Raw genomic sequence first — 25,494 nt, 5'->3', positions numbered from 1 at the left:
ATGGTTTCACTCTTGATTGGAGGATAACTTGTCAGACGGCGCCGTCAGCGACGTCTGGAATCGGTTGTGCTGCAGCACCGGCATCTGCGCACGAATATTTTTCAGGCTTGCGGCGTCCACGCGCACCTTCAGTGCCGCCACGGCGTCCGGGTTCTCGGCCAGTACCTTGCCCCAGCCGTCGACGGCCAGCGTGTGGCCCCAGGTGCGACGGGTCGGCCCGTGGCGCCCCACCTGCGCCGGCGCCAGGATCATGCACTGGTTCTCGATCGCTCGGGCACGCAGCAGGATTTCCCAATGCGCCTCGCCGGTTACCCGCGTAAAGGCCGCCGGCACCGAAATCAGTTCGGCGCCCTGCGCCCGCAGCGCCTGGAACAGCGCGGGGAAGCGCAGATCGTAGCATATGGTCATGCCCAAACGCCCGACCGGCGTATCCACCACCGTCAGGTGCTGCCCATGCTGGTAGGTATCCGACTCGCGGTAATGACCGTGCGCGTCGTTGATGTCCACATCGAACATGTGCAGCTTGTCGTAGCGGGCGCGGATCTCGCCCTGCTCGTCGAACAACAGGCTGCTGGTGGTGATAAGCTCCGGGTTCTCACGGCTGACGAGCGGCATCGAGCCCACCAGCAACCACACGCCATAGCGGCGCGCCAGTTCGCGCACCGCATTCTGCAGCGGGCCATCGCCCTGTTTTTCCGCCTGTTGGCGGTAGGCTGCGGAGTTGGCGAACAGCAGCGCGTTCTCCGGCGTCATGACCAGTTTTACCCCGGCATTGAGCTGCTTAATCTGCTGTTCAATCTGGGCCAGGTTATCGCGCACCTGATCGCCACTGCACAACTGCAACAACGCAACGTTAGCATTCCTCATGACGCCTTATCCTCCTTTGACTTACGCTGTACCTCATTGATCTTCGGCTGGTCGAGATCGCCGCCGATATGGTAGCGAATCAGCGAAATCTTGCTCCACAGCGGCCCCAGCACCTGCGAGGCGGCGAACACCGCCGCGCCGACGATCGGGTTAACGACAAACGCCGTGGCCACGCCGACGGTCGCTGAAATCGCCGGCGCCACCACCGCTTCCATATCGATGCGGCGGCGCGCCAAATCGATCTGGCCGCTCATAGCAATATCCGCCGCCAAGCCATCGATCAATAGATTATCAGTATGCATTATGCCATCTTTCAGCCAGGCGGTACTGCGGATGGAATCAAAGTAGAAGCCTTTGCCGAAGGTATCGCTGAAGTCGAACTGCAGCTTGCGCAGCAAAGCGTCGAAGCTGACCAGCCGCAGCAGCTGACCGGCGCGGCCGCCGCCCATGCTGTCGATCTCGCCCTTGCCCATTTTGACCTGCAACGCGCCGCTCAGCGTATCGACCCGCGGCTGCCACGGCGTGCCATGCCAGTACAGATCGAAATCCACGTCGTAAGGCGCTCCCTTGAGCGGAATGGTGATGCCGAAGAAGGCGGCGGTTTCATCAATCTTGCCGCCGAGCAGCTTGCCTTTCAGCGAGCTGCGCTCTTCCTGCGCGTTTTGTTTCCACAGGCCGGTGGCGGTCATGCGTCCTTGGCCGGTATCGACCAGGCCGTGATCCAGCGTCAGAGTATCGCCCCGATTAGTCAGATCCGCCTCGACCTTGCCGAGGTTCTGCCCCAGTACCCAGCACGACTTGCAGCGCAACATCAACGAAGGCCAGTCGCGGAAGGAAACTTTTTCGGTCGACGGCGGTGGCGTGCCCGCCGTGTTTTTCGTCTCTGCGAACTGCGGGTTGTAATACAGATAATTGATATCGGCGCGCCACGGCCCGCGATCGGCCACCCGCAGGCTGCCGTCCACTTCGTCGCTCTTGGCGCTCACGAGGGTAGCGCCAAGCTGTTTCTCGGCCGACAGCGTCAGCTTATGCCAGGCCTGGCCGCCCAACAGCAGCTGCGGCGTGGTCAGCGCCACGGTGGTGGGGAAGCTGAAACCGCCCACCTGGCCGCTGCCGCCGCCCTGTTTCAGCGCCGGCGCGAGCAGCGCCAGCCACTGCTCACCGTCCAGCGCCGGCAGATTCAGCGTCATCGACTTACCGGCCGGCAGCGGCGGCGTGCCGCCCCCGTTGGTTTGCCAGGCGGCGCGCGCCAGATTCACCTGTTTTTTATCGAAGTTCCATTCGCTGTTGAAACGGTTCTGTTTGCCCGCGCTGCCGGTCAACATGAAGCCGTTCAAACCGCCTTTGACCTTGACGTTCACCGGCAGCGCCTCTCCCGGCGCCTTGTTCAGCGGCGAAGGTAAGTGACTGCTCACTTTCTTCAAATCCGCGTCGAGACCGATATCGTAGCTGGCCGAACCTTGGTGCGGCAGCGTGATGGCCACCTGGCTCTGCCAGGGCGCGCTGCCGCTGAGCGCATCGGCGGCCTCTTTCGGCAGGCCGGGGAACTTGCCCGGCTGCCAGTCTCCTTTCAGACCAACGTTGACCTTGTAGTCACGCTCGCCTTCCTGCGTAGTGAAGTTGACCGCCACCGGTTGCCCGAACCAGTTGGCCGACAGGGTGTCGCTCTCCAGATTGCCGTTGTTGAAACGGAATTTGCCGCTGAGCTTCTGCAGCTCGCTTTCCAGCGGTTTTATCAGCAACGAATTATTGTTCAGCGCCACTTCACCGGTGGCTTTGACCTGCTCGCCGTCCAGCGGGATATCTAGATGTAAGCGCCCACTGACATCGCCGCCGATCTGCAGCTGCTCCAGCGCCGCCCCCAGCGAATCGTGCAACGGCGTCTGCATAAAGTAGTCATGCACATCGCTGCCCGCACCTGCGACTTCGGCGTCGATCAGCAATCGCTCTTTCAGGTAATCCGGGATCACCGCGCTGATATTTTTACCCGCCACCTTGCCCAACCGGGTTTGCGGCGCATGCATCCACAGCCCCTCGTTGGCGAAATCGAGATCGATCGCCAAATCGGTCAGCGCCGGCCAGCCCGGTTGGAACTGGAAGGTGGCATGGCGCAGCGGTACGAAGACTTCGAACTGTCCTTCGTTTTTGCGATACGGGAAGTGCTGCGGATCGCCGGAATAAATCAGCGTGGCGTTATCCACCTGGCCGCCCTGAATGGCGCCGCTCAGGTAGTCCACCAAATGCTTGCCCATCAACGGTTCCGGGAAATAGCGCCAGGCGTCGGCGCCGTCATACAGGCGGATGCCCGCCAGGATGTTCAGCCACGGATCGCCCTTGGCCGGCTGCTGATAACGGAAATCGCCGTTGACCCACAGCGACTTCGCCTTGACGTCCAGCCCCTGGCTCGCCAGTTCCCAGCCCTGATCGTTGTAACGCCAGGTCAGCGCGCCACGCGCGCTGCTGATTTCAAGCGGCGCGCGGAACATGTCGCCGTAAGGCAGAGTGCTGTCGGTGAGCCCCAGCGTCAGGCGGCCGTTCTCCACCCCGCCGCTCAACGCCCCGGAGAAGTGGTTAACGCCCGGCAGCAGTTCCCAACGCTGCCAGCTGACATCGCGCCACAGCGCCTGGAAACGGCTCTTTTCCGGCTGCTTGAGCGGAATGTCCAGCGCCAGCGCTTCCAATTGCCCCTGCGGCTGCAGATCGTTCCAGCGGTCGAGCACGTCCGGGCTGAGGAAGGAGAAGGTCGGCAACAGCGCCGAAAGACGCTCCAGCTGAATATCAGTCGCGCGCACACGCAGTTCTTCATTCTGCGCCGGCCCCATGAATTCGGTGTTTTCCGGCAGCCACAGCGCGGAAAGCCCGCCCTGCGGCCAGGCCTGGCCGTCGGTGCTCAACCGCAGTTGCGGCACGTCGAGCTGCCAACCGGTGCCCTGGCGGCGCAGCGACAGCGCCAGATTATCCACGTCCAGCCGGTGCTGCGCGGCGCCGGTGTCCCAGTTGGCCGCCCCCTGCTTGAGCAACGCATTGCCGCCGGCGATCTGGCCGTTCTGCACCTGCAGCCAGGCCGCCAGGCTGAAGTCTGCGCTTTCCAGCCCGGTGTTGGCGCGCAGCCAGCGGGTAAACCAGGGTTTCATGTCGATGTTATCGGCCTGCAGGTAGACCGTGCCGGTATCCAGCAGGCCCTGATTATCGCGCAGGTCCATGCGCAGCTGCACCACGCCGTGTTGGCCGTTCAGCGTCGACAGGCTGATCTGCCCCTCGGCGCGGTGACGATCGCGGCCGTTGAGCCAGGTCAGTTGGGGAATGTCAAATTCGGCGCGCGCGCCGGCGGGCGTCAGGAACGAGATACGGCTGTCGCGCAAATCGAAGTGATCGAGCTGGCGCAGCATCAGATCGCTGATCTTGCCCGGCTCAAGGCCTTCGCCCTGCTGGTCGCCGCCCAGCGTGGCGTTCAAGTCGAGGCGGAATTGGTAGAAGGTCAGATCGCGGAACTGCCAGCGCCAGTGCAGCAGCGACTGCCACACGTCCAACGCCAGCGTCACGCGCTCGATATGCACATCGCTTTTGGGCAGCGTAGCGCTCAGGTTGCGCATTTCAAGCTGCGGGCCGAACGTTTCCCAGCTGCCCTGCACGAAATCCATCCGCACGGGCACGCCGGACAGCTTCTCCACCTGCGCCAGCAGTTGGGGGCGGTAGTCGTTCAGCTTCGGCAGCATCAGGCGCAGCCCGCTGATCAGCAGCGCCACAATCACAATTAGGGTGGCGCCTGTTGCTAACAGAATCCCAGGCAGTCGCCTCACGCAGTTCTCCTTGCTCCGCTGCCTGGCAACGGGAATATCTATGCACTGACGGGCCCGGCGTGCCGGGCCCCTACCGATGTCGGGCGGGCTACATCATGACGACGTCGAACTGCTCCTGGCTGTACAACGGTTCGATCTGCACCTTCACCTGTTTGCCGACGAAAATCTCCACTTCGGCCAGCGCGTGCGACTCTTCGCTCTTCAGCGCTTCGCCGACCGCCGCGGAGGCGTACACCAGGAAGCGATCGGAATCGTAGGCGTGATGCACGCGCACAATTTCGCGCAGGATCTCGTAGCACACGGTTTCCACCGTTTTCACGGTGCCGCGCCCATTGCAAGTAGGACAATCGTGACAGAGCACATGTTCAATGCTTTCACGCGTTCGTTTACGCGTCATTTCAACTAAGCCTAGCTGAGAGAAGCCGTTGATCGTGGTTTTTACCCGATCTTTACTCAACGCCTGCTCCAGCGAGTGCAGCACCCGGCGGCGATGCTCTTCGTTGTTCATATCGATGAAGTCGATAATGATGATGCCGCCCAGGTTGCGCAGCCGCAGCTGGCGGGCAATGGCCTGCGTCGCCTCGATGTTGGTATTGAAGATGGTTTCATCGAGGTTGCGGTGGCCGACGAAGGCGCCGGTGTTGATGTCGACGGTGGTCATCGCCTCGGTCTGATCGATGATCAGATAACCGCCGGACTTCAGCTCCACCTTGCGCTCCAGCGCGCGCTGGATCTCGTTTTCCACATCGTACAGATCGAAAATCGGTTGGCTGCCGGTGTACAGCTCCAGCTTGCGGGTGATGTCCGGGATATACTCGCCGGTAAACTCCACCAGCAGATCGTGCGTCAACCGCGAATCGACGCGAATGCGATCCAGCGCCGCGCCGGCGAAGTCGCGCAGGATGCGCTGCGCCAGCGCCAGCTCGCCGTACAGCTTGTATTTGGTCTGGTTGCGCTTCTTGCGCTCCATCACCTTGGTCCACAGGCGTTTGAGGAACGCCGCGTCCTGCGCCAGCTCCTCCTCGCCGATGCCCTCCGCTGCGGTGCGGATGATAAAACCGCCCAGCTCGTCGCAATGCGGCGCAACGATGGACTTCAGGCGTTCACGCTCGGCTTCGCTTTCAATGCGCTGCGACACGCCGACGTGCGCCGCGCCCGGCATGAAGACCAGATAGCGCGAAGGCAGCGTAATGTCGGTAGTCAGACGCGCGCCCTTGGTGCCGAGCGGATCTTTCACCACCTGCACCATCAGGTCTTGCCCCTGGCGCACCAGCTCGGCGATGTCGCGCACGTGGAAGTTTTTCCGCTCGTCGCCGGCGACGCATTCGGTATGCGGCATGATGTCGGAGGCGTGCAGGAAGGCGGCCTTGTCCAGGCCGATGTCGACGAACGCCGCCTGCATCCCCGGCAGGACGCGGCTGACGCGCCCTTTATAGATATTGCCGACGATGCCGCGTTTGGATTCGCGTTCGATATGAATCTCTTGCAGAATGCCGCCATCGATATAGGCGACCCGCGTTTCAGACGGTGTGATATTAACCAGTAGCTCAGCTGTCATGCCTTCTCCTCAGAGCCGGTCGATAATGGCAGCGCCCATCAACCGGTTCTTACATCACGTAATGCGACAAAATTACTGAGCAGCTCATGTGTTTCGACCAGTGGCAGACCGACCACCGCGTGATAACTCCCGGTTATCGTTCTGACGAAACAACCACCCTTTCCTTGAATGCCGTAGGCGCCCGCTTTATCCATCGGTTCGCCCGTAGCAATATAGTCGCGGATATCCTGTTGCGACAGGCTGCGGAACGTCACGTCGGTCACCACCAGCTGGCAACGCACGTCTTGGCGATCGGCGATCGCCACCGCCGTCATCACCTGATGCTGTTTGCCCGACAGGGCCGCCAGCATCTGTGCCGCATGGGCTTCGTCGCGCGGCTTCTCCAGCACCCGGCCGTTGAGCACCACGATGGTGTCGGCGCCCAGCACCGGCCGATCTTCCTGCGCCAGCGCCACGCCCGCTTTGGCCTTGTCCTGCGCCAGGCGGCGCACATAGGCTTCTGCGGCTTCGCCTTCCCGGCGCTGCTCTTCGGTATGCGTCAACAGGATGTCGAACGATACGCCCAGCAGGGTCAGCAGTTCACGTCGACGTGGGGAGCCGGAGGCCAGATAAAGCGAAGTCATTGAGATACCCTTACTGTACGGCGAACTGACGGCGGATTTTGCGCATCAACAGGAATAACCACGGCCACAAAATGCCGTTTACCACACTACTCCAGAACACCTCTGGGCGGAAAGAGACGTTGATCACTAAAAACTCAGCCCAGAACACCACCACGTCCATCGACAGCGACAGCAGCACGACGATCAGCGCCTGTTGCCACAGCGCCATATTGCGGAACAGTTGGAATTTGAACGCCACCAGGTAGGCGATGATGCCCAGCGCCAGCGCGCGCACGCCCAGCGTGGAGCCGAGGATCAGATCCATGATCAACCCCAGCACGAAACCGGTGCCGACGTTGACGCGGTGCGGCAAGGCCATCACCCAGTAAATGAGGATCAGCACCAGCCACGAAGGCCGGAACATGTAGATCTGTTCCGGCCACGGCATGATTTGCAGCACCAACGCCACCAGGAACGACAGCCAGATGATCCAGCGCCCGTGGCTGCGGTAACTGTTCATTGCACCACTCCCGCCGCGGCAGGCTGGGCTGGAGGCTGGGCAGACGCCGGAGCGACGGTTTGCGGCGCCACGCCGGTGGCCGGCGCCGGCAGCTGCGGCCCGACCGAACCGGCAGGCGGCAACACCTGCGGCATCATCTGCATCAGGCGCTCATTGGCCACGCGGTGAACTTCGTCCGGCGGCAACGGCATGTCGCCGTTGCGATCGGCGCCCCACAGCAGCAGCAGGTAGCGCAAGCGCTGCAGACCGGCGGTCGGCCGTGCCTGAATCACAGTGTAAGCGCGTTGATTGTCGACCTTGACCGAAGAGACTACCGCCACCGGATACCCTTCCGGGAAACGGCCGCCGAGGCCGGAGGTCACCAGCACGTCGCCAACGCGGATATCGGTATTGTTCGGCAGGTGTTCCAGCTGCAGATCGTCGGCGCAGCCGCTGCCTGCGGCGATCACCCGAATATCGTTGCGCAGCACCTGAATCGGCAACGCGTGCGAGGCATCGCAGATCAGCAGCACGCGGCTGGTCACCTTCGCCACCGCCACGACCTGGCCAACTACGCCCTTGTCACTGATCACCGGCTGGCCTTCATAGACGCCGTTATCCGACCCTTTGTCGATAACGACCTGGTCGCTATACGGATCGGAACCGGTGGAGATCACCTGGGTGACCATCTTGTGTTCGTCCTGGCGCAGCGGGGAACCCAGCAGCTCGCGCAAGCGGGCGTTTTCCTGCTTGAATTGGCCAAGAAGAAGAATATCGCTGTTTTTCAGCAGCAGTTCCTGCCGCAGAGCTCGGTTTTCCAGCTCCAGCTGTTGGCGGGTGGCCAGCGTTTCCGACACGCTGTCCAAAACTTTACGCGGCCCGTTGGCCAGAAAATAGAAAGGGCTGACTGCGGTGTCCATGTAGTTACGTATCTTCACGAACGTGCCGAGCCGGCTGTCGGCAACAATCAGGCCAATGGCCGCGATCACCGCCAAAAAAAGTCGCAGTTGCAGGGAAGGCCCCCTGCTAAAAATCGGCTTCATAAATTATGCGAGTTCCTCGACAACAGAAAGAGGAACCGTACCCGATTTTCGCTGTGCGCATTCATCCGATACGATTCCTCCTTCCAGGGGCTGACTATTCTTCGCTGAACAAATCGCCGCCGTGCATGTCGATCATTTCCAACGCCTTGCCGCCGCCGCGCGCCACGCAGGTCAGCGGATCTTCCGCCACCACGACCGGGATGCCGGTTTCTTCCATCAGCAGGCGATCGAGGTTGCGCAGCAACGCGCCGCCGCCGGTCAAGACCATGCCGCGTTCGGAAATGTCGGAGGCCAATTCTGGCGGGCACTGCTCCAGCGCAACCATCACCGCGCTGACGATGCCGGTCAGCGGCTCTTGCAGGGCTTCGAGGATTTCATTGGAGTTCAGGGTAAAGCCGCGCGGTACGCCTTCAGCCAGGTTACGGCCGCGCACTTCGATTTCGCGCACTTCGTCGCCCGGATAGGCAGAACCGATTTCGTGCTTGATGCGCTCTGCGGTGGCTTCGCCGATCAGCGAGCCATAGTTGCGGCGCACATAATTGATGATGGCTTCATCGAAACGGTCACCGCCGATGCGCACGGAAGAGGAGTACACCACGCCGTTCAGCGAGATCACCGCCACTTCAGTGGTACCGCCACCGATATCCACCACCATGGAGCCGGTCGCTTCGGAAACCGGCAAACCTGCACCGATCGCCGCCGCCATCGGCTCTTCAATCAGGAACACTTCACGCGCGCCGGCCCCTTGGGCGGACTCGCGGATAGCGCGGCGTTCAACCTGGGTTGCGCCGACCGGCACACAGACCAGCACGCGCGGGCTTGGGCGCATAAAGCTGTTGCTGTGAACCTGTTTGATAAAGTGCTGCAGCATTTTTTCGGTCACGAAGAAGTCGGCGATCACGCCGTCTTTCATCGGGCGAATAGCCGCGATGTTGCCGGGGGTGCGGCCCAGCATCTGTTTGGCGTCATGACCGACGGCCGCTACGCTCTTTGGGGAGCCGGCACGATCCTGGCGAATGGCAACCACCGAAGGTTCATTCAGTACGATGCCTTGCCCTTTAACATAAATCAGGGTATTGGCGGTACCCAAGTCGATGGACAAGTCGTTGGAAAACATGCCACGAAATTTCTTAAACATAACGAAAGGATAATCCTGCAAGCTGGGGGCGGAAAATAAAATCCGCCTACTTTACCAACCACACGAAGCAGCGACAAGGCGCAAAAACGTTCTACTTCGGTGAAAAATAGTCTGTATTGTTTCTGCTCGAATGCACGGAAATTGGATGAGGTCTGAATTCCCTGAACAAAGGCTCAGTTTACCACCCTGTCAACGCACGAAACGGCGTAACACAGCTCATAAAATCTAACATATTCCCTGATTGCCGCCGGTGGTAAGCACCTACCAACGTCAACCAGATAAAGGCAGACAAGAGCCTATCTCAAATAGGCGTTGTTGTCGCAGGCAGTTTGGAAAAAACTCCAAAAAGACGGTAACGAGGCCCAGATGGATCCGGTCCTCATTCTACGTCAATTTTTGTCCGTCAATCAGCTTAAACACGATAACGACGTGAATATTTTTTACGCCCCACGTCGATCGGTTCCGGCGACGCGAAAAAGTCGCCCTGCCCGCCATGGATCCCACGCTCTTTCAGCGTCTGCCATTCATTGCGCGTACGTACGCTGGCAGCGAACACCTGAGCGCGCGTGCCCGCGCAGGCGCCGGTCAGGCTCTGCACGAACAGCTGATTTTCGTCCCGCTTATCGATACTCCGCACCAACCCCGGGTGGAGCTTGACGATCTCCACCTGCAACGACTTGATATAGGACGTACTGACCACGGTTAACCCCGCTTTGGACACCGCCAGGCGGCAACCCAGCCCTGACAGCAACCTCAGCACCGGACGCAAACGGTCGATATGTTGACACACATCTGCCTCCGCAAGTTCAATCAGAATTCGTCGACGCTGACTTTTTTCGCACTGCAACAGCGTATCGCGCAGCCAGCGTTGGAAAGAGCGCTGCAAAATCGAGTCCACGCACAGCGGGAACGCCAGCGTTTCTTCAGGCCACTGCGCCAGCAACGGGATGATGCGGCTCACCTGTTGGCGATCGTAACTCTCCGCCAACCCCAATTGCTCCACCAGCGGCATATATTCCGCCGGCAGCAATTCCTGGGCGCCGTCATAAATTCGGCTCATGATCTCACGGTGGTGCACCTCGCCTTCCACGGTCACCGCCGGTTTCTGATACAGCCGCGGGCCGCCGCGCGCCAGCACCTGTTCCAGCAGCGTGCGCCACTTGACGCTGCCGCGCCCCTTTTCCGGCACCTGGCTGTCGTACACGTACCAACCGTTTTCGCCCTGCAGCGTGGCGTGCCGCGTCGCCTGCTCCGCGTAATCGATCACCTGCTCCGTGGTCTGACCGCTGCGGTACGCCACGATGCCGATGTGCAGGAAGGCCTCACGGTCGATCATCGCCGTGGAAGGCAAGGCATCGATGGCGTTGACCAGCTGTGAGGCGATGCCGTCGGCCTCCTTCAGCGTGCGATGCGGCAGCAAGACGGTAAAATCGCTGTGAAAATAGCGCGCCAGCAGCGCCGACGGATAGCGCATCACGAAGGTAGACAGCAGATTGACCAGCGAATACATCAGCTCCTGCACCGCTACGCTGCCGTGCGTGTCGCGCAGGGTCTCGAAATCGGGCAGCCGCACCATCATCACGATGCCGTGCGAGCCTTCCTCTTCCAGCTGAGTGGTCAATTGGTTATCGAAGAACAGGCGATTGTTCAGCCCGGTTTTGGCGTCCTGCGCCGCGAAGGCGCGGATCAGCGTATCGACCCGGCTGCGCTCCTCCCGGGCTTCCGCCAGATCGGCCAGCAGGCGGTCGAGCGCCCCGCTGACGTTGGCCGGCCATTCGCGCACGTCGCCCTGCATGACGTTTTCGCGCTCGCCGTTCAGAATGCGCCGCGCGCGGCGCTCCAGACGATCCTCGCCGTCGGCCTGTTCACGCAGCCAGCGCAGGCTGAACAGCAAAATCACCACCATAACGACGATCGACAGCGTGACGGCGGCCGTGGATTGCAACGTGCGCACATCGCTGGCGAAGGGATCGAGGTAGGTGATTTGCAGCATACTGCCCGGGTGCTGCAACAGCGGCCGCGAGACCTGACGATAGCCGTTCAGCGCATCCCAGGGCTCTTTTTTCGCCGTCGGCAATTTATAGTCGAGGAGCTTGCTGGCGCCGGCCTCTACGCGGATCGACACAATGCCGAGCGGGCGCATGACAATCGGCAACCATTTCTCCTGATCGCGCGGCGACTCGCGCAACATGGCTTGATCGAGAGACGTGACCAGCGAATCAAAGCGACGCTCCTGGCGATCCTGGGTAACGTAAAAGAAGCTGTATGAGCATCCCATCAGCATCAAAAACATCGCCAGCGCGACCAACAGAGTGATCAATGCAGAGAGTTTGGTGGTAAATCGCATCCCTGTGCCTTGTCCGCTATGGTTAAGTGAGTGTTCACCCTTTAGCTAAAAGGGGCCGTCCAACCCTAACAAGCCTTGCTGAGGAATTAAACCTGCAAGCGCCGTTTTTGTCCTTTATCAGGACTTGGGCCGCTTATTATGCATATAGTCAAATAAATGTGATTCAGCCATTGATAGAAAAGTGTAAACGAGAGGAAGAGTGACATGCGTGCACTGTTATTGGAACAACAAGACGACCAAACTCTGGCTCATATCAAAGATATCGGCAGCGATCGGTTGCCGGAAGGCGATGTTACCGTCGACATCAACTGGTCCAGCCTGAACTACAAGGATGCGCTGGCGATCACCGGGAAAGGCAAGATCGTGCGTCATTTCCCGATGGTGCCGGGCATCGACTTCGCCGGCACCGTGCGCCACAGCGGTGACGCTCGCTTTAAAGAGGGGCAAAGCGTGGTGCTCACCGGTTGGGGCGTGGGTGAACACCACTGGGGTGGCCTGGCCGAGCAGGCTCGCGTCTCCGGCGAGTGGCTGGTGCCGCTGCCGAACGGCCTGGATGAGCGCAAGGCGATGATCATCGGCACCGCCGGCTTTACCGCCATGCTGTGCGTGATGGCGCTGGAAGAAGGCGGGGTACACCCGGACGACGGCGATATCCTGGTTACCGGCGCCAGCGGCGGCGTGGGCAGCACCGCCATCGCCCTGCTGGCGGCGCTGGGGTACCGGGTGACCGCCATCAGCGGCCGCGACAGCAATACCGACTACCTGAAAGCGCTCGGCGCCAAAGAGGTGATGTCGCGCGATGGGTATATCGACACGCCGCGTCCGCTGGAGAAACAGCTGTGGGCCGGCGCGGTGGACACCGTCGGCGACAAACTGCTGGCCCGGGTGCTGGCGCAGATGAACTATAACGGCACCGTCGCCGCCTGCGGCCTGGCCGGCGGCTATCAGTTGCCGACCACCGTGATGCCGTTCATTCTGCGCAATGTGCGCCTGCAAGGGGTGGACTCGGTGCATACGCCGCTGCATCGCCGCCAAACCGCCTGGGAACGGCTGGCCGGCATTCTGCCGGACAGTTTCTATCAGCAAGCCACGCACGAAATCACCCTCGAACAGGCGCCGGCCACCGCCGCCGCGCTGCTGAACAACCAAATCACCGGCCGCACTCTGGTGAAAATCCGCTGACGGACTCCCCCCGGCGACGGGGGGCTCACCGGCGTCTGCGAAATTTCATATTTTCCCGCGACCCCTCGCTTCCGGCCGGCTTTAGCGCCATGCTTATTTCATGGAGCCCCGTTAACCGCTCGCGGGCGGCGGGCATCAGTCGCGGAGAACATAGCATGAACAAACACCCCAAATTGACCGAGGCCGACGTCACGCCGGAGAGCGTATTCCACCAGCGGCGCAAAGTGCTGCAGGCGCTCGGCATCACCGCCGCCACGCTGGCGCTGCCTACCGGCGCACAGGCGGACCTGCTGTCGTGGTTCAAAGGCAACGATCGTCCCAAGGCGCCGCCGGGCAAAGCGCTGGAATTCAGCAAACCGGCCGCCTGGCAGGCGCAGCTGGCGATGACGCCGGAAGACAAGGTCACCGGCTACAACAACTTCTATGAGTTCGGCCTCGACAAGGCCGATCCGGCCGCCAACGCCGGCGGGCTGAAGACCGAAGGCTGGAAAGTGCGCATCGACGGCGAAGTGGCGAAGCCGATAACGCTGGATATCGACGATCTGATGAAGCGTTTCCCGCTGGAGCAGCGCATTTATCGCATGCGCTGCGTCGAGGCCTGGTCGATGGTGGTGCCATGGATCGGTTTCGAACTGGGCAAGCTTCTCAAGCTGGCCGAGCCGAACGGCAGCGCGCGCTACGTGGCCTTCCAGACGCTGTACGATCCGGAACAGATGCCCGGCCAGAAAGATCGCTTTATCGGCGGCGGCCTGAAATATCCCTACGTCGAAGGGCTGCGGCTGGACGAGGCGATGCATCCGCTGGCGCTGCTGACCGTCGGCGTGTACGGCAAAACCCTGCCGCCGCAAAACGGCGCGCCGCTGCGGTTGATTACGCCGTGGAAATACGGCTTCAAAGGCATCAAGTCGATCGTGCATATCCGTTTGGTGCGCGATCAGCCGCCGACCACCTGGAACCAATCTGCGCCGAACGAGTACGGTTTTTACGCCAACGTGAATCCGCACGTCGATCATCCGCGCTGGTCGCAGGCCACCGAGCGTTTTATCGGCGCCGGCGGCATACTCGACGTCAAACGCCAACCGACCCTGCTGTTTAACGGCTATGCCGATCAGGTGGCGTCGCTGTATCGCGGCATGGACCTGCGGGAGAATTTCTAAGTGCGCCTGACGCCTGTTCATATCAAATGGCTGAAAGCCGCCCTGCATCTGGCGGCGTTTTTGCCCTTTCTCTGGCTGGTGTTGGCGGTGGATCAGGGCTGGTTCAGCGCCGATCCGTCCAAGGACATTCAGCATTTTACCGGCAGGATGACGCTGAAACTGCTGCTGGCCACGCTGGCTATCGCCCCGCTGGCGCGCTACGCCCGGCAACCGCTGCTGATCCGCTGCCGCCGCCTGGTCGGGCTGTGGTGCTTTGCCTGGGGCACGTTGCACCTGATAAGCTACTCTACGCTGGAACTGGGGCTGAGCAATCTCGGCCTGCTGGGCAGCGAGCTGGTGAACCGCCCGTATCTGACGCTCGGCATCCTCACCTGGTTGATCCTGCTGGCGCTGGCGGCCACCTCGACGCTGTGGGCGATGCGCAAACTGGGCGCCAAATGGCAAACGTTGCACAACTTCGTCTATCTGGCGGCGATCCTCGCGCCCATCCACTATCTGTGGTCGGTCAAAACGTTTTCACCCCAGCCGTTCATTTACGCGCTGTTGGCGGTGGCGCTGTTAGGCCTGCGTTACAAGAAATTCCGCGCCTGGTGGCGCTGAATCGCGCGGCGGCGCGTGGGATTGCCGCTGAAAAACGCGCGCCGCCGGCGGGAACTTTTTTTGTGTTCCAGCGCTCATATTCCTGTCACGGCTCCCCGAGTTCGTCGATTTGGGGTTGAATATCTTCGCTGATAAGACCAGTATTTAGCTGCGAATTGCTACGATATCGTTATAATGCCCGACCTTGTTTCTGTTCTCAGGGTGAATTTGCCCCTTAACAGGTGACAAATCGGTAACATCGGGTTATTTTCTACGATGATGGTTTTATTGCCGGAGATACCAGCACAATGGCGGATAAGTTTCACATTTTGCTTCTGAACGGCCCCAATCTCAATCTGCTGGGGACGCGTGAGCCGGAGAAGTACGGCAGCACGACGCTGACAGAGATTGTTAACGGATTGGAAAACCAGGCATCCGCATTGGATATTACCCTGAGCCATCTGCAGTCCAACGCCGAGCATCAGCTGATCGATCGCATCCATCAGGCGCGCGGCAATACCGATTTCATTCTGATAAATCCGGCGGCGTTCACGCATACCAGCGTGGCGCTGCGCGATGCGTTGCTGGCGGTGCAGATCCCGTTCATCGAGATCCACCTGTCCAACGTGCACGCCCGCGAACCTTTCCGCCATCACTCTTATCTCTCAGACGTAGCGGTAGGCGTGATTTGCGGCCTCGGCGCGGATGGCTACGCTTTCGCTTTACAGGCAGCGGTTAACCGTCTGTCGATAACCCACTAATTGCTCCACAAAAAGAGTACGGAATCACACTCATGGATATTCGTAAAATCAAGAAACTGATCGAACTGGTTGAAGAATCAGGCATTTCTGAACTGGAAATCTCTGAAGGCGAAGAATCGGTTCGCATCAGCCGTGCCGCACCGGCGCAGGCTTATCCCGTCATGCAGCAGGCCTACGCGATGCCGGCACAGCAGCAGCCAGCCCTGGCTAACGCCGTTGCCACCGCGCCTGCGGCAGAAACCCCTGCAGCACCGGCGGCCGTGAGTGGCCACGTCGTTCGTTCCCCAATGGTAGGCACCTTCTACCGCACCCCAAGCCCGGACGCGAAAGCCTTCGTGGAAGTGGGCCAGAAAGTGAACGCCGGCGATACCCTGTGCATCGTTGAAGCCATGAAAATGATGAACCAGATCGAAGCGGACAAGTCCGGCGTCGTGAAAGCCATCCTGGTGGAAAACGGCCAGCCGGTCGAATATGACGAGCCGCTGGTCGTCATCGAATAACGAGGCGCCCCCATGCTTGATAAAATTGTTATCGCCAACCGCGGCGAGATCGCGCTTCGCATCCTGCGTGCCTGTAAAGAACTGGGCATCAAGACCGTTGCGGTTCACTCCGCGGCCGACCGCGATCTGAAACACGTTCTGCTGGCCGACGAGACCGTCTGCATCGGTCCTGCGCCATCGGTAAAAAGCTATCTGAACATCCCGGCCATCATCTCGGCGGCGGAAATCACCGGCGCAGTGGCGATCCACCCGGGCTACGGCTTCCTGTCCGAGAACGCCGACTTCGCCGAGCAGGTTGAACGCTCCGGTTTCATCTTTATCGGCCCGAAAGCCGAAACCATCCGCCTGATGGGCGACAAGGTTTCCGCGATCAACGCCATGAAAAAAGCCGGCGTGCCCTGCGTACCGGGCTCCGACGGCCCGCTGACCGATGACATGGATAAAAACCGTGCCTTCGCCAAGCGCATCGGTTATCCGGTGATCATCAAGGCCTCCGGCGGCGGCGGCGGCCGCGGCATGCGCGTCGTGCGCAGCGACAAAGACCTGGAGCAGTCCATCAACATGACGAAAGCGGAAGCCAAAGCGGCTTTCAACAACGACATGGTGTACATGGAAAAATACCTGGAGAATCCGCGTCACATCGAGATTCAGGTATTGGCCGACGGCCAGGGCAACGCCATCTATCTGGCCGAGCGCGACTGCTCCATGCAGCGTCGCCACCAGAAAGTGGTCGAAGAAGCGCCGGCGCCCGGCATCACCAGCGAAATGCGCCGCTATATCGGCGAGCGCTGCTCGAAAGCCTGTGTGGAAATCGGCTATCGCGGTGCGGGCACCTTCGAGTTCCTGTATGAAAACGGCGAGTTCTATTTCATCGAAATGAACACCCGTATTCAGGTAGAGCACCCGGTTACCGAAATGATCACCGGCGTGGATCTGATCAAAGAGCAGCTGCGCATCGCTGCCGGTCAGCCGCTGTCGATCAAACAGGAAGAAGTGAAGATCCACGGCCATGCGGTAGAATGCCGTATCAACGCCGAAGATCCGAACACCTTCCTGCCGAGCCCGGGCAAGATCACCCGCTTCCACGCGCCAGGCGGTTTCGGCGTGCGTTGGGAATCTCATATCTACGCCGGTTATACCGTACCGCCGTACTATGACTCCATGATCGGCAAACTGATCACCTACGGCGAAAACCGTGACGTGGCGATTGCCCGCATGAAAAACGCCCTGGCTGAACTGATCATCGACGGCATCAAAACCAACGTTGAGCTGCAGCAGAAGATCATGAACGACGAAAACTTCCAGCACGGTGGCACCAACATCCACTATCTGGAGAAGAAGCTGGGTCTGCAGGAAACCTAAGCAGGCACGCAGCATCGTCTGACGAAAGGCCGGTTAATCACCGGCCTTTTTCTTTGGCGCTGACGCCAGTAACGGCTTGGCAAAACGCCGTCATGCCGTAAAATTCCCTACCTTTGATGAATCCATCACCGTAAACCTATGGGAGACACGGATGGACAAACGCTTTATTCAGGCGCACCGCGAAGCGCGCTGGGCGCTGGGGCTGACGCTGCTCTACCTGCTGGCCTGGGGGCTGGCGGCCTACCTGCCGGACAGCGCCATCGGCGTCACCGGTCTGCCGCACTGGTTCGAAATGGCCTGCCTGCTGGTGCCGCTGCTGTTCATCGGCCTGTGCTGGCTGATGGTGCGCACGGTGTTCCGCGACATTTCGCTGGAGGACAGCGATGCAAACTGAAGTGATCCTGCCGCTGGTCGCCTACCTGTTGCTAGTGTTCGGCCTGTCGGTGTATGCCTATCGCCGCCGTCAGAACGGAAATTTCCTCAGCGAATACTTCCTCGGCAACCGCTCGATGGGCGGCTTTGTGCTGGCGATGACCCTGACCGCCACCTACATCAGCGCCAGTTCGTTTATCGGCGGGCCCGGCGCCGCCTACAAATACGGCCTGGGCTGGGTACTGCTGGCGATGATCCAACTGCCGGCGGTGTGGCTGTCGCTCGGCGTGCTGGGCAAGAAATTCGCTATCCTGGCGCGGCGCTACAACGCCATTACCCTCAATGACATGCTGTATGGCCGCTACCAAAGCCGCCTGTTGGTGTGGCTGGCCAGCCTCAGCCTGCTGGTGGCGTTCCTCGGCGCCATGACGGTGCAGTTCATCGGCGGCGCCCGCCTGTTGGAGACCGCTGCCGGCATTCCTTATGACACCGGCCTGCTGATCTTCGGCATCAGCATCGCGCTGTACACCGCCTTCGGCGGCTTCCGCGCCAGCGTGCTGAACGACGCCATGCAGGGGCTGGTGATGCTGCTTGGCACCGTGCTGTTGCTGGTGGCGGTGATCCATGCCGCCGGCGGACTGGACAGCGCAGTAAGCAAACTGCAGCAGATCGATCCGGCGCTGGTGTCGCCGCAGGGCGGCGATCAGATCCTCAGCCTGCCGTTTATGGCGTCATTCTGGATCCTGGTGTGCTTTGGGGTGATCGGCCTGCCCCACACCGCCGTGCGCTGCATCTCCTACAAGGACAGCAAGGCGGTGCATCGCGGCATTCTGCTCGGCACCGTAGTGGTGGCGGTGCTGATGTTCGGCATGCACCTGGCCGGCGCGCTCGGCCGCGCGGTATTGCCCGATCTCAAGATCCCCGATCAGGTGATCCCAACGCTGATGATCACCGTGCTGCCGCCGTACGCCGCCGGGATCTTTTTGGCGGCGCCGATGGCGGCGATCATGTCGACCATCAACGCCCAACTGCTGCAATCCTCCGCCACCATCATCAAGGATCTCTACCTGGGCGTGCGGCCGCAGCAGATCCACAACGAGCGATTGATCAAGCGCTTCTCCAGCCTGACCACGCTGATCCTCGGCCTGCTGGTGCTGCTGGCGGCCTGGCGGCCGCCTGAGATGATCATCTGGCTCAACCTGCTGGCTTTCGGCGGGCTGGAGGCGGTCTTCCTGTGGCCGCTGGTGCTGGGCCTGTATTGGGAACGCGCCAATGCACAGGGAGCGCTTAGCTCAATGGTGTCGGGTGCGGTATGCTATACGCTATTGGCCAGCTTCAACTTGCAACCGGCGGGGCTGCACCCTATCGTGCCTTCGCTGTTGCTCAGCCTGTTGGCGTTTTATCTCGGTAACGTCGTCGGCGAAAAGCGCCGGGCGGCGTCATCATTACCCTCTTGAAGAGAATTGCTATGCCTTGGATCCAACTCAAACTGAACACCACCGGCAGCCAGGCGGAAGACCTGAGCGACGCGCTGGTGGAAAGCGGCGCCGTGTCGGTGACCTTCCAGGACACCCACGACAATCCGGTGTTCGAACCCTTGCCGGGTGAAACCCTGCTGTGGGGCGATACCGATGTGATCGGCCTGTACGACGCCGAAACCGATATGGCCGAGGTGGTGGCGATGCTGGAACAGCACCCGCTGCTGGGCGCCGGTTTCCGCCACAAGATAGAACAGCTGGAAGACAAGGACTGGGAGCGCGAGTGGATGGACAACTTCCACCCGATGCGCTTCGGCGAGCGCTTGTGGATCTGCCCGAGCTGGCGTGACGTGCCCGATCCCGACGCGGTCAACGTGATGCTCGATCCGGGCCTGGCGTTCGGCACCGGCACCCACCCGACCACCGCGCTGTGCCTGCAGTGGCTGGACGGCCTCGATCTGGCCGGCAAAACCGTTATCGACTTCGGTTGCGGCTCCGGCATCCTGGCGATCGCCGCGCTGAAGCTGGGTGCGGCGCGCGCTATCGGCATCGACATCGATCCCCAGGCCATTCAGGCCAGCCGCGACAACGCGCAGCGTAACGGCGTTTCAGAGCGTCTGGAGCTGTATCTGCCGAAAGACCAGCCTGCCGACCTGCTGGCGGACGTGGTGGTCGCCAACATCCTCGCCGGCCCGCTGCGCGAGCTGGCGCCGCTGATCGGCTGTCTGCCGAAGGCCGGTGGCCATCTGGGGCTGTCCGGCGTGCTGGCCAGCCAGGCGAGCAGCGTAGCGGAAGCCTACGCAGAGAAGTTCACGCTCGACCCGGTCGCCGAGCGCGAAGAGTGGTGCCGCATTACCGGCCGCCGCAAGTAAGCGTCACGGTATAGTGCCCCTCTCGTCCACCGACCCTGCGCCGGTGGATTTTTTTTGTCCGGCGATCGGCCCTCGGGCGGCACAAAATTTTATGCAATTTTTCGCCGCTCAACGACGGATCGCCCTGAGAATGCGCCTTCCAGGCAGGCTATCCCGGCAAAAATAGCGGGCGAATGCAGATAATATCCTGCGCAAAGGCGAATATTTTGCCGCACACAAAATAAGCACTTTTCGTCAACTTATTGTAAAATATATATAATATTTTTATGAATCGCCGCGTAGCGTATTTTTCGTCCTAATATCGGGCCAATTGGTTAAAGTTTGGCCTTTCATCTCGACGCAAAAATGCGTAATATACGCGCCCTTGCGGACACAGTATGGTCACTCTTTGTCTATGCGCATTGGACACCACCAGCTTACTAATTGCCTGATTGCGGCCCCGATGGCCGGTATTACAGATCGCCCGTTCAGAACCCTCTGTCATGCAATGGGTGCTGGGATGGCTGTATCCGAAATGCTCTCCTCCAACCCGGAGGTGTGGCGGACGGATAAGTCGCGTCTGCGTATGGTGCATAGCGATGAACCTGGGATCCGCTCCGTGCAAATTGCCGGATGCGATCCTGATGATATGGCCGCCGCCGCGCGTATCAACGTGGCCAGCGGCGCGCAGATCATCGACATCAACATGGGATGCCCGGCCAAAAAAGTGAACCGGAAGCTTGCCGGGTCCGCTTTGTTGCAGTACCCGGATCTGGTTAAACGGATCCTCCACGCGGTGGTCGACGCGGTGGATGTGCCGGTAACGCTGAAGATTCGCACCGGCTGGGCGCCAGAGCACCGTAACTGTGTAGAGATTGCCCAACTGGCCGAAGACTGTGGTATTCAGGCCCTGACGATTCACGGCCGAACCCGCGCCTGTCTGTTTAACGGCAACGCGGAATACGACAGCATTCGGGCAGTTAAGCAGAGTGTTTCCATTCCGATTATCGCGAATGGGGATATTACTGACCCGCATAAAGCCAGAGCAGTGCTCGACTACACCGGGGCCGATGCCCTGATGATAGGCCGCGCTGCTCAGGGGAGACCCTGGATCTTCCGGGAAATCCAGCATTATCTGGACACTGGGGAGTTGCTGCCGCCGATGCCGCTTGGCGAGGTGAAGCGCTTGTTGATTGGGCACATTCGGGAATTGCACGGCTTCTATGGCCAAGGCAAGGGATTCCGGATTGCTCGTAAGCACGTGTCCTGGTATCTCCAGGAACACGCTCCGAATGACCAGTTTCGGCGCACATTCAACGCCATAGAGGATGCCAGCGAACAGCTGGAGGCGTTGGAGGCATATTTCGAAAATCTTAGCGTAAAAAAAGAGCTGACAGAACTATGTTCGAACAACGCGTAAATTCTGACGTACTGACCGTTTCTACCGTTAACTCACAAGATCAGGTGACTCAAAAGCCTCTGCGTGACTCGGTTAAACAAGCACTGAAGAACTATTTTGCTCAACTGAACGGTCAAGACGTAAATGACCTGTATGAGCTGGTACTGGCTGAAGTTGAACAGCCACTGTTGGACATGGTGATGCAATACACCCGTGGCAACCAAACCCGCGCAGCCCTGATGATGGGCATCAACCGCGGCACGCTGCGTAAGAAGCTGAAAAAATACGGCATGAACTGATACTAGTCAGTTAACGTGTTGAAAAGGCGCTTTATCTCATTTGATAAGCGCCTTTTTCTTTGGGGCACGCTCGGTTTGCAGGCAATAAAAAAGGCCGCAACGCGGCCCTTGGGGTAAAAAGCGGAGACCTTACTCGGTCGCTTTGTTTTTGAGGCTTTCCGCCCCTTGCTTGGTCTTGTCCCAAGCCTTCTCCGTACCCTGTTTGGTGGAGTGCCAGGCTTTTTGCGAGCCTTCGCTCACTTTACTGCCAACGCTATCGCTCTTGCCTTCGGCGGCGTGCTTGGCTTTCAGCTTCAGCTCTTCACCCTTGTCCTGAGACTGGTGCAGCTTTTCTTTGGCGGTATCCGCCCCTTTATGCGCCTCAGCGACAACCTCGTTGCTGGCGTGAGCGGCGGTGTCGGTCGCGGTTTCAGCAGCGAACACCGGGGAAGCGAGCAGCAGTGCAGACAAGGCAATGATTGATTTCTTCATAAGTCCCTCTTTTCTCAGATACGTGCCATTCGTCATGAAACAAGATGGCATGAAACGCCCCTTGAACGATTTAAGAATAGGACTAAAACCAAAAAAATCGATATAAAATTTTATTACAAACAGTTTTATTGATTTTTTATGCCACTAAGCAGCATGAGCGGGGAAAGCGCACGAAAAAGTTAAATTTTTCCTGTCACAAAACTATAATTTGTACGAATTTTTAACAAGCACTAACAGGGATGGATTCTATGGTTGCCGCGATCATTATCGGCATTTTTATCATCAGCTTCCTCTACGCACACTCCCGCGGCAAAGAGAAACAAAAGCTTACCCGTCAGCTGTTCGATCACTCCACGTTTATGGGGCCGATCAACATGTTTATGACCGGTTTCTCCCGTTTGCCCGCCAAACAGCCCTATTTCGACGAAAAAGGCTTCCCGGAGCTGCAGACGCTGACCGACAACTGGCAGACGATCCGCGAAGAAGCGGTGCGCCTGCAGGATCACATCAAAAAGGCGCAGTCGCACAACGATGCCGGTTTCAACACCTTCTTCAAACGCGGCTGGAAACGTTTCTATCTGAAATGGTACAGCGACAGTCACCCTTCGGCGCAGACGCTGTGTCCAAAAACCGTCGAGCTGCTCAACCGCATCCCGTCGGTCAAGGCGGCGATGTTCGCCGAGCTGCCGCCCGGCAGCCACCTGGGTAAACACCGCGATCCTTACGCCGGCTCGGTGCGCTATCACCTGGGGCTGATGACGCCCAACGACGATCGCTGCTTCATCGAAGTAGACGGCGAGCAGCACAGCTGGCGCGACGGCGAGGCGGTGATCTTCGATGAGACCTACGTGCACTGGGCGCAGAATGCCACCGATCAGACGCGCATCATTCTGTTTTGCGACGTCGAGCGGCCGATGAAATGGCGCTGGGCGCAGGCAGTCAACCACTGGGTCGGCGCTACGCTGATGTCGGCGGCCAGTTCGCCGAACGACGATCAGGACCGCACCGGCGGCATCAACCGCATCTTCAAATACGTCAACGCGGTGCGCGATGCCGGCCAACGCCTGAAAGCGCGCAACCGCCGCGGTTACTACCTGCTGAAATGGCTGGTGATCGCCGCGATCTTCGCCGCGATTATCATTCCCAGCCTGTAAAACGCGCCAATCCTCAACTCAGGGGCAACGCGAATGAGAATATTCGCATGCCCCTCTTCCGCCACACCCCGTACCCTGTGTTAGCATAAGCATTCCTAGAGCCGCCTCCGCTGGCCAACAGCTATCCCTCCGAAGCCTGATAGCAGCGCAAACCGCCCTTCGAATGTAAATGTTTAGTCAATTATGGAATTCCGACTAAACCCTGGCCGTACCCGGGTGTCTGAGTAGTCGTATCGCTATCGAGTGGAACCTTTATGCGTTACAGCTTGCTGCCCCTTTTAACGTATAAAACGAGTTTCTATGAAATCAGCCAAAGCATTTCAACTGGCCTTGCTGCACCCGCGCTACTGGCTAACCTGGTTCGGCCTCGCTCTGCTGTTCCTGCTGGTACAGCTCCCCTATCCGCTGCTCTACCGTCTGGGGGTGTGGATGGGACGCACCTCGATGCGTTTTCTCAAGCGCCGCGTCACCATCACCCGTCGCAACCTCGAGCTGTGCTTCCCCGAGATGGACGAAGCGCAGCGCGAGCGCAAAGTGGTGGGCAATTTCGAATCCCTCGGCATGGGCCTGCTGGAAACCGGCATGGCCTGGTTCTGGTCAGATAAACGCGTCAAGCGCTGGTTCAACGTCTCCGGCATCAACCACCTCAAAATGGCGCAGCGCGACGATCGCGGCGTGCTGGTGATCGGCGTGCATTTTATGTCGCTGGAGCTGGGCGGCCGGGCGATGGGCCTGTGTCAGCCGATGATGGCGATGTACCGTCCGCATAACAACAAGGCGATGGAATGGGCGCAGACCAAAGGCCGCATGCGTTCCAACAAGGCGATGATCGATCGCAAGGATTTGCGCGGCATGGTGCATGCGCTCAAGCGCGGCGAGGCGGTGTGGTTCGCGCCGGATCAGGACTATGGCCCGCGCGGCAGCGTATTCGCGCCGCTGTTCGCCGTCGATAAGGCCGCCACCACCAGCGGCACCTTCATGCTGGCGCGCATGGCCAACCCGGCGCTGGTGCCGGTGGTACTGATTCGCCGCGAGCGCGGCCGCGGCTATGACCTGCTGATCCAGCCGGCCCTGGAAGACTATCCGCTCAGCGACGAACAGGCGGCGGCGGCTTACATGAACAAAGTGATCGAGAAAGAGATCATGCGGGCGCCGGAGCAATACATGTGGCTGCACCGCCGCTTCAAAACCCGACCGGCCGGCGCGCCCTCGCTGTACTGACCCTCTTTTTTTCAGCCCGGCCAACGCCGGGCTTTTTTGTGCGTCACGTTTAAAAAGCGGCGGCTCGACACTCTACTTTCCTGTAATCTCCTTTTTTACCCGCACAGGAACGGAAATGATGAAAGCTCAAGTTCGCATTGCTCTGGTCGGTGATCACAACCCGCAAGCCGTGGCCCACCAAGCTATCCCCGTGGCACTCCAGCTCACCGCCGCCCACCTCGACATCGACGTTCAGCCCCAGTGGCTCCCGACCGAAACCCTGACCTCCCCCGACGCGCTGCAAGATTTCGACGCCATCTGGGTGGTGCCGGGCAGCCCGTATCGTCACGACGACGGCGCCTTTATGGCGATCCGTCATGCGCGGGAAAACGACGTGCCGTTCCTCGGCTCCTGCGGCGGTTTTCAATACGCCATCGTCGAATACGCCCGCAATGTGATGGGCTGGCACGACGCCGGTCATGCGGAAACCGACAGCGGTGGCCGGCTGGTGATCGCCCCATTGAGCTGCTCGCTGGTGGAAAAAACCGGCGACATCGTTTTTCAGCCTGACACCCGCGTCGCGCAGGCCTACGGCAGCCTGAACGCCCATGAAGGCTACCACTGCAACTTCGGCGTGAATCCGGACTTCGTCGCCGATCTGCAGCGTTTCCCGCTGATCATCAGCGGCCACGACACCGAAGGCGACGTACGCGCCATCGAACTGCCGGGCCGGCGTTTTTACGCCGCCACGCTGTTCCAGTCGGAACGCGCCGCGCTGCGCGGCGAGCTTTCACCGTTGGTGGTGGAACTCGTCAAAGCCGCCAACGGGTAAACAAAGGTTCATCGGCGCCATCGGGGCGTTGTCACCGGATAAA

23 protein-coding genes are annotated in these 25,494 nt (G+C 60.0%); 14 read left to right on the top strand and 9 right to left on the bottom strand.

Annotation, left to right across the window (positions count from 1 at the left end; translation table 11 throughout):
• Positions 1-6 precede the first annotated feature (6 nt).
• The 8 genes from nit1 to csrD form a co-directional block, all read right to left on the bottom strand.
• A complete protein-coding gene (nit1, locus tag HWW83_RS09385; protein WP_033644455.1) occupies positions 7-867 on the bottom strand; it encodes a deaminated glutathione amidase in 861 nt (286 codons plus the stop codon).
• Positions 864-4,667 (bottom strand): AsmA2 domain-containing protein YhdP, encoded by a 3,804-nt coding sequence (gene yhdP / locus HWW83_RS09380; protein WP_096242627.1) that lies wholly within the window; start codon positions 4,665-4,667, stop codon positions 864-866. The genes nit1 and yhdP overlap by 4 nt, the downstream gene beginning before the upstream one ends.
• Positions 4,668-4,755: 88 nt before the next feature.
• Positions 4,756-6,225, bottom strand: a complete 1,470-nt coding sequence (gene rng, locus HWW83_RS09375; RefSeq protein WP_019453170.1) for a ribonuclease G — start codon at positions 6,223-6,225, stop codon at positions 4,756-4,758.
• Positions 6,226-6,263: 38 nt separating this feature from the next.
• The gene (locus HWW83_RS09370) at positions 6,264-6,848 is read right to left on the bottom strand and encodes a Maf family protein (RefSeq protein WP_033644452.1); all 585 of its coding nucleotides are present in this window, start codon (positions 6,846-6,848) and stop codon (positions 6,264-6,266) included.
• A gap of 10 nt (positions 6,849-6,858) precedes the next feature.
• Positions 6,859-7,347, bottom strand: a complete 489-nt coding sequence (mreD, locus tag HWW83_RS09365) for a rod shape-determining protein MreD (protein ID WP_004936918.1) — start codon at positions 7,345-7,347, stop codon at positions 6,859-6,861.
• The gene (mreC, locus tag HWW83_RS09360; protein ID WP_033644451.1) at positions 7,344-8,369 is read right to left on the bottom strand and encodes a rod shape-determining protein MreC; all 1,026 of its coding nucleotides are present in this window, start codon (positions 8,367-8,369) and stop codon (positions 7,344-7,346) included. The genes mreD and mreC overlap by 4 nt, the downstream gene beginning before the upstream one ends.
• 94 nt (positions 8,370-8,463) lie before the next feature.
• Entirely contained in the window at positions 8,464-9,507 is a 1,044-nt protein-coding gene (mreB, locus tag HWW83_RS09355) for a rod shape-determining protein MreB (protein WP_003855260.1), read from the bottom strand.
• A 412-nt stretch (positions 9,508-9,919) separates the two neighbouring features.
• Positions 9,920-11,854, bottom strand: a complete 1,935-nt coding sequence (gene csrD, locus HWW83_RS09350; protein ID WP_047573543.1) for an RNase E specificity factor CsrD — start codon at positions 11,852-11,854, stop codon at positions 9,920-9,922.
• Between the two features lie 204 nt (positions 11,855-12,058).
• Between csrD and acuI the strand changes: the two genes are divergently transcribed.
• The 11 genes from acuI (at position 12,059) to fis (ending at position 21,794) form a co-directional block, all read left to right on the top strand.
• On the top strand, positions 12,059-13,036 hold the full coding sequence (gene acuI, locus HWW83_RS09345; protein WP_033644448.1) for an acrylyl-CoA reductase (NADPH): 978 nt from the start codon (positions 12,059-12,061) through the stop codon (positions 13,034-13,036).
• Positions 13,037-13,191: 155 nt separating this feature from the next.
• Positions 13,192-14,193, top strand: coding sequence for a protein-methionine-sulfoxide reductase catalytic subunit MsrP (gene msrP, locus HWW83_RS09340; protein WP_060660201.1), 1,002 nt, complete (start codon positions 13,192-13,194; stop codon positions 14,191-14,193).
• Complete coding sequence (gene msrQ, locus HWW83_RS09335; protein WP_016930241.1) at positions 14,194-14,793, top strand: protein-methionine-sulfoxide reductase heme-binding subunit MsrQ; 600 nt, start codon at positions 14,194-14,196, stop codon at positions 14,791-14,793.
• Positions 14,794-15,080: 287 nt separating this feature from the next.
• Complete coding sequence (aroQ, locus tag HWW83_RS09330) at positions 15,081-15,533, top strand: type II 3-dehydroquinate dehydratase (protein WP_176589236.1); 453 nt, start codon at positions 15,081-15,083, stop codon at positions 15,531-15,533.
• 32 nt (positions 15,534-15,565) lie between these two features.
• Entirely contained in the window at positions 15,566-16,033 is a 468-nt protein-coding gene (accB, locus tag HWW83_RS09325) for an acetyl-CoA carboxylase biotin carboxyl carrier protein (protein ID WP_033636178.1), read from the top strand.
• A gap of 12 nt (positions 16,034-16,045) precedes the next feature.
• Entirely contained in the window at positions 16,046-17,395 is a 1,350-nt protein-coding gene (gene accC, locus HWW83_RS09320; protein ID WP_033651233.1) for an acetyl-CoA carboxylase biotin carboxylase subunit, read from the top strand.
• A gap of 151 nt (positions 17,396-17,546) precedes the next feature.
• Positions 17,547-17,789 (top strand): YhdT family protein, encoded by a 243-nt coding sequence (locus HWW83_RS09315; RefSeq protein ID WP_033644445.1) that lies wholly within the window; start codon positions 17,547-17,549, stop codon positions 17,787-17,789.
• Positions 17,779-19,224: a sodium/pantothenate symporter gene (gene panF / locus HWW83_RS09310; RefSeq protein ID WP_004936863.1), complete on the top strand. Its 1,446-nt coding sequence runs from the start codon at positions 17,779-17,781 to the stop codon at positions 19,222-19,224. The genes HWW83_RS09315 and panF overlap by 11 nt, the downstream gene beginning before the upstream one ends.
• 11 nt (positions 19,225-19,235) lie before the next feature.
• Positions 19,236-20,117, top strand: coding sequence for a 50S ribosomal protein L11 methyltransferase (prmA, locus tag HWW83_RS09305; RefSeq protein WP_033644444.1), 882 nt, complete (start codon positions 19,236-19,238; stop codon positions 20,115-20,117).
• 394 nt (positions 20,118-20,511) lie between these two features.
• Positions 20,512-21,516 carry a tRNA dihydrouridine synthase DusB gene (gene dusB, locus HWW83_RS09300; RefSeq protein ID WP_033644443.1) on the top strand — a complete coding sequence of 335 codons (1,005 nt, stop codon included), beginning with the start codon at positions 20,512-20,514 and terminating at the stop codon, positions 21,514-21,516.
• Positions 21,498-21,794 carry a DNA-binding transcriptional regulator Fis gene (gene fis / locus HWW83_RS09295; RefSeq protein ID WP_000462905.1) on the top strand — a complete coding sequence of 99 codons (297 nt, stop codon included), beginning with the start codon at positions 21,498-21,500 and terminating at the stop codon, positions 21,792-21,794. The genes dusB and fis overlap by 19 nt, the downstream gene beginning before the upstream one ends.
• Before the next feature lie 129 nt (positions 21,795-21,923).
• On the opposite strand, the gene HWW83_RS09290 is transcribed toward fis, so the two are convergent.
• The gene (locus HWW83_RS09290) at positions 21,924-22,265 is read right to left on the bottom strand and encodes a KPN_00521 family repetitive protein (protein WP_016930249.1); all 342 of its coding nucleotides are present in this window, start codon (positions 22,263-22,265) and stop codon (positions 21,924-21,926) included.
• A 248-nt stretch (positions 22,266-22,513) separates the two neighbouring features.
• Between HWW83_RS09290 and lpxO the strand changes: the two genes are divergently transcribed.
• The 3 genes from lpxO to HWW83_RS09275 all read left to right on the top strand — a co-directional run bounded on the left by lpxO (position 22,514) and on the right by HWW83_RS09275 (position 25,451).
• Positions 22,514-23,419, top strand: a complete 906-nt coding sequence (gene lpxO, locus HWW83_RS09285) for a lipid A hydroxylase LpxO (RefSeq protein WP_033651231.1) — start codon at positions 22,514-22,516, stop codon at positions 23,417-23,419.
• 300 nt (positions 23,420-23,719) lie between these two features.
• Positions 23,720-24,640: a kdo(2)-lipid IV(A) palmitoleoyltransferase gene (gene lpxP, locus HWW83_RS09280; protein WP_069100232.1), complete on the top strand. Its 921-nt coding sequence runs from the start codon at positions 23,720-23,722 to the stop codon at positions 24,638-24,640.
• Positions 24,641-24,755: 115 nt separating this feature from the next.
• Positions 24,756-25,451 (top strand): CTP synthase C-terminal region-related (seleno)protein, encoded by a 696-nt coding sequence (locus HWW83_RS09275; protein ID WP_422663716.1) that lies wholly within the window; start codon positions 24,756-24,758, stop codon positions 25,449-25,451.
• Positions 25,452-25,494: the final 43 nt, after the last annotated feature.

It is taken from the genome of Serratia ureilytica, assembly GCF_013375155.1.
GTDB lineage: Bacteria > Pseudomonadota > Gammaproteobacteria > Enterobacterales > Enterobacteriaceae > Serratia > Serratia ureilytica.
Note: the sequence above shows the minus strand (reverse complement) of the source record. Positions and strands in the feature narration are given on the sequence as shown.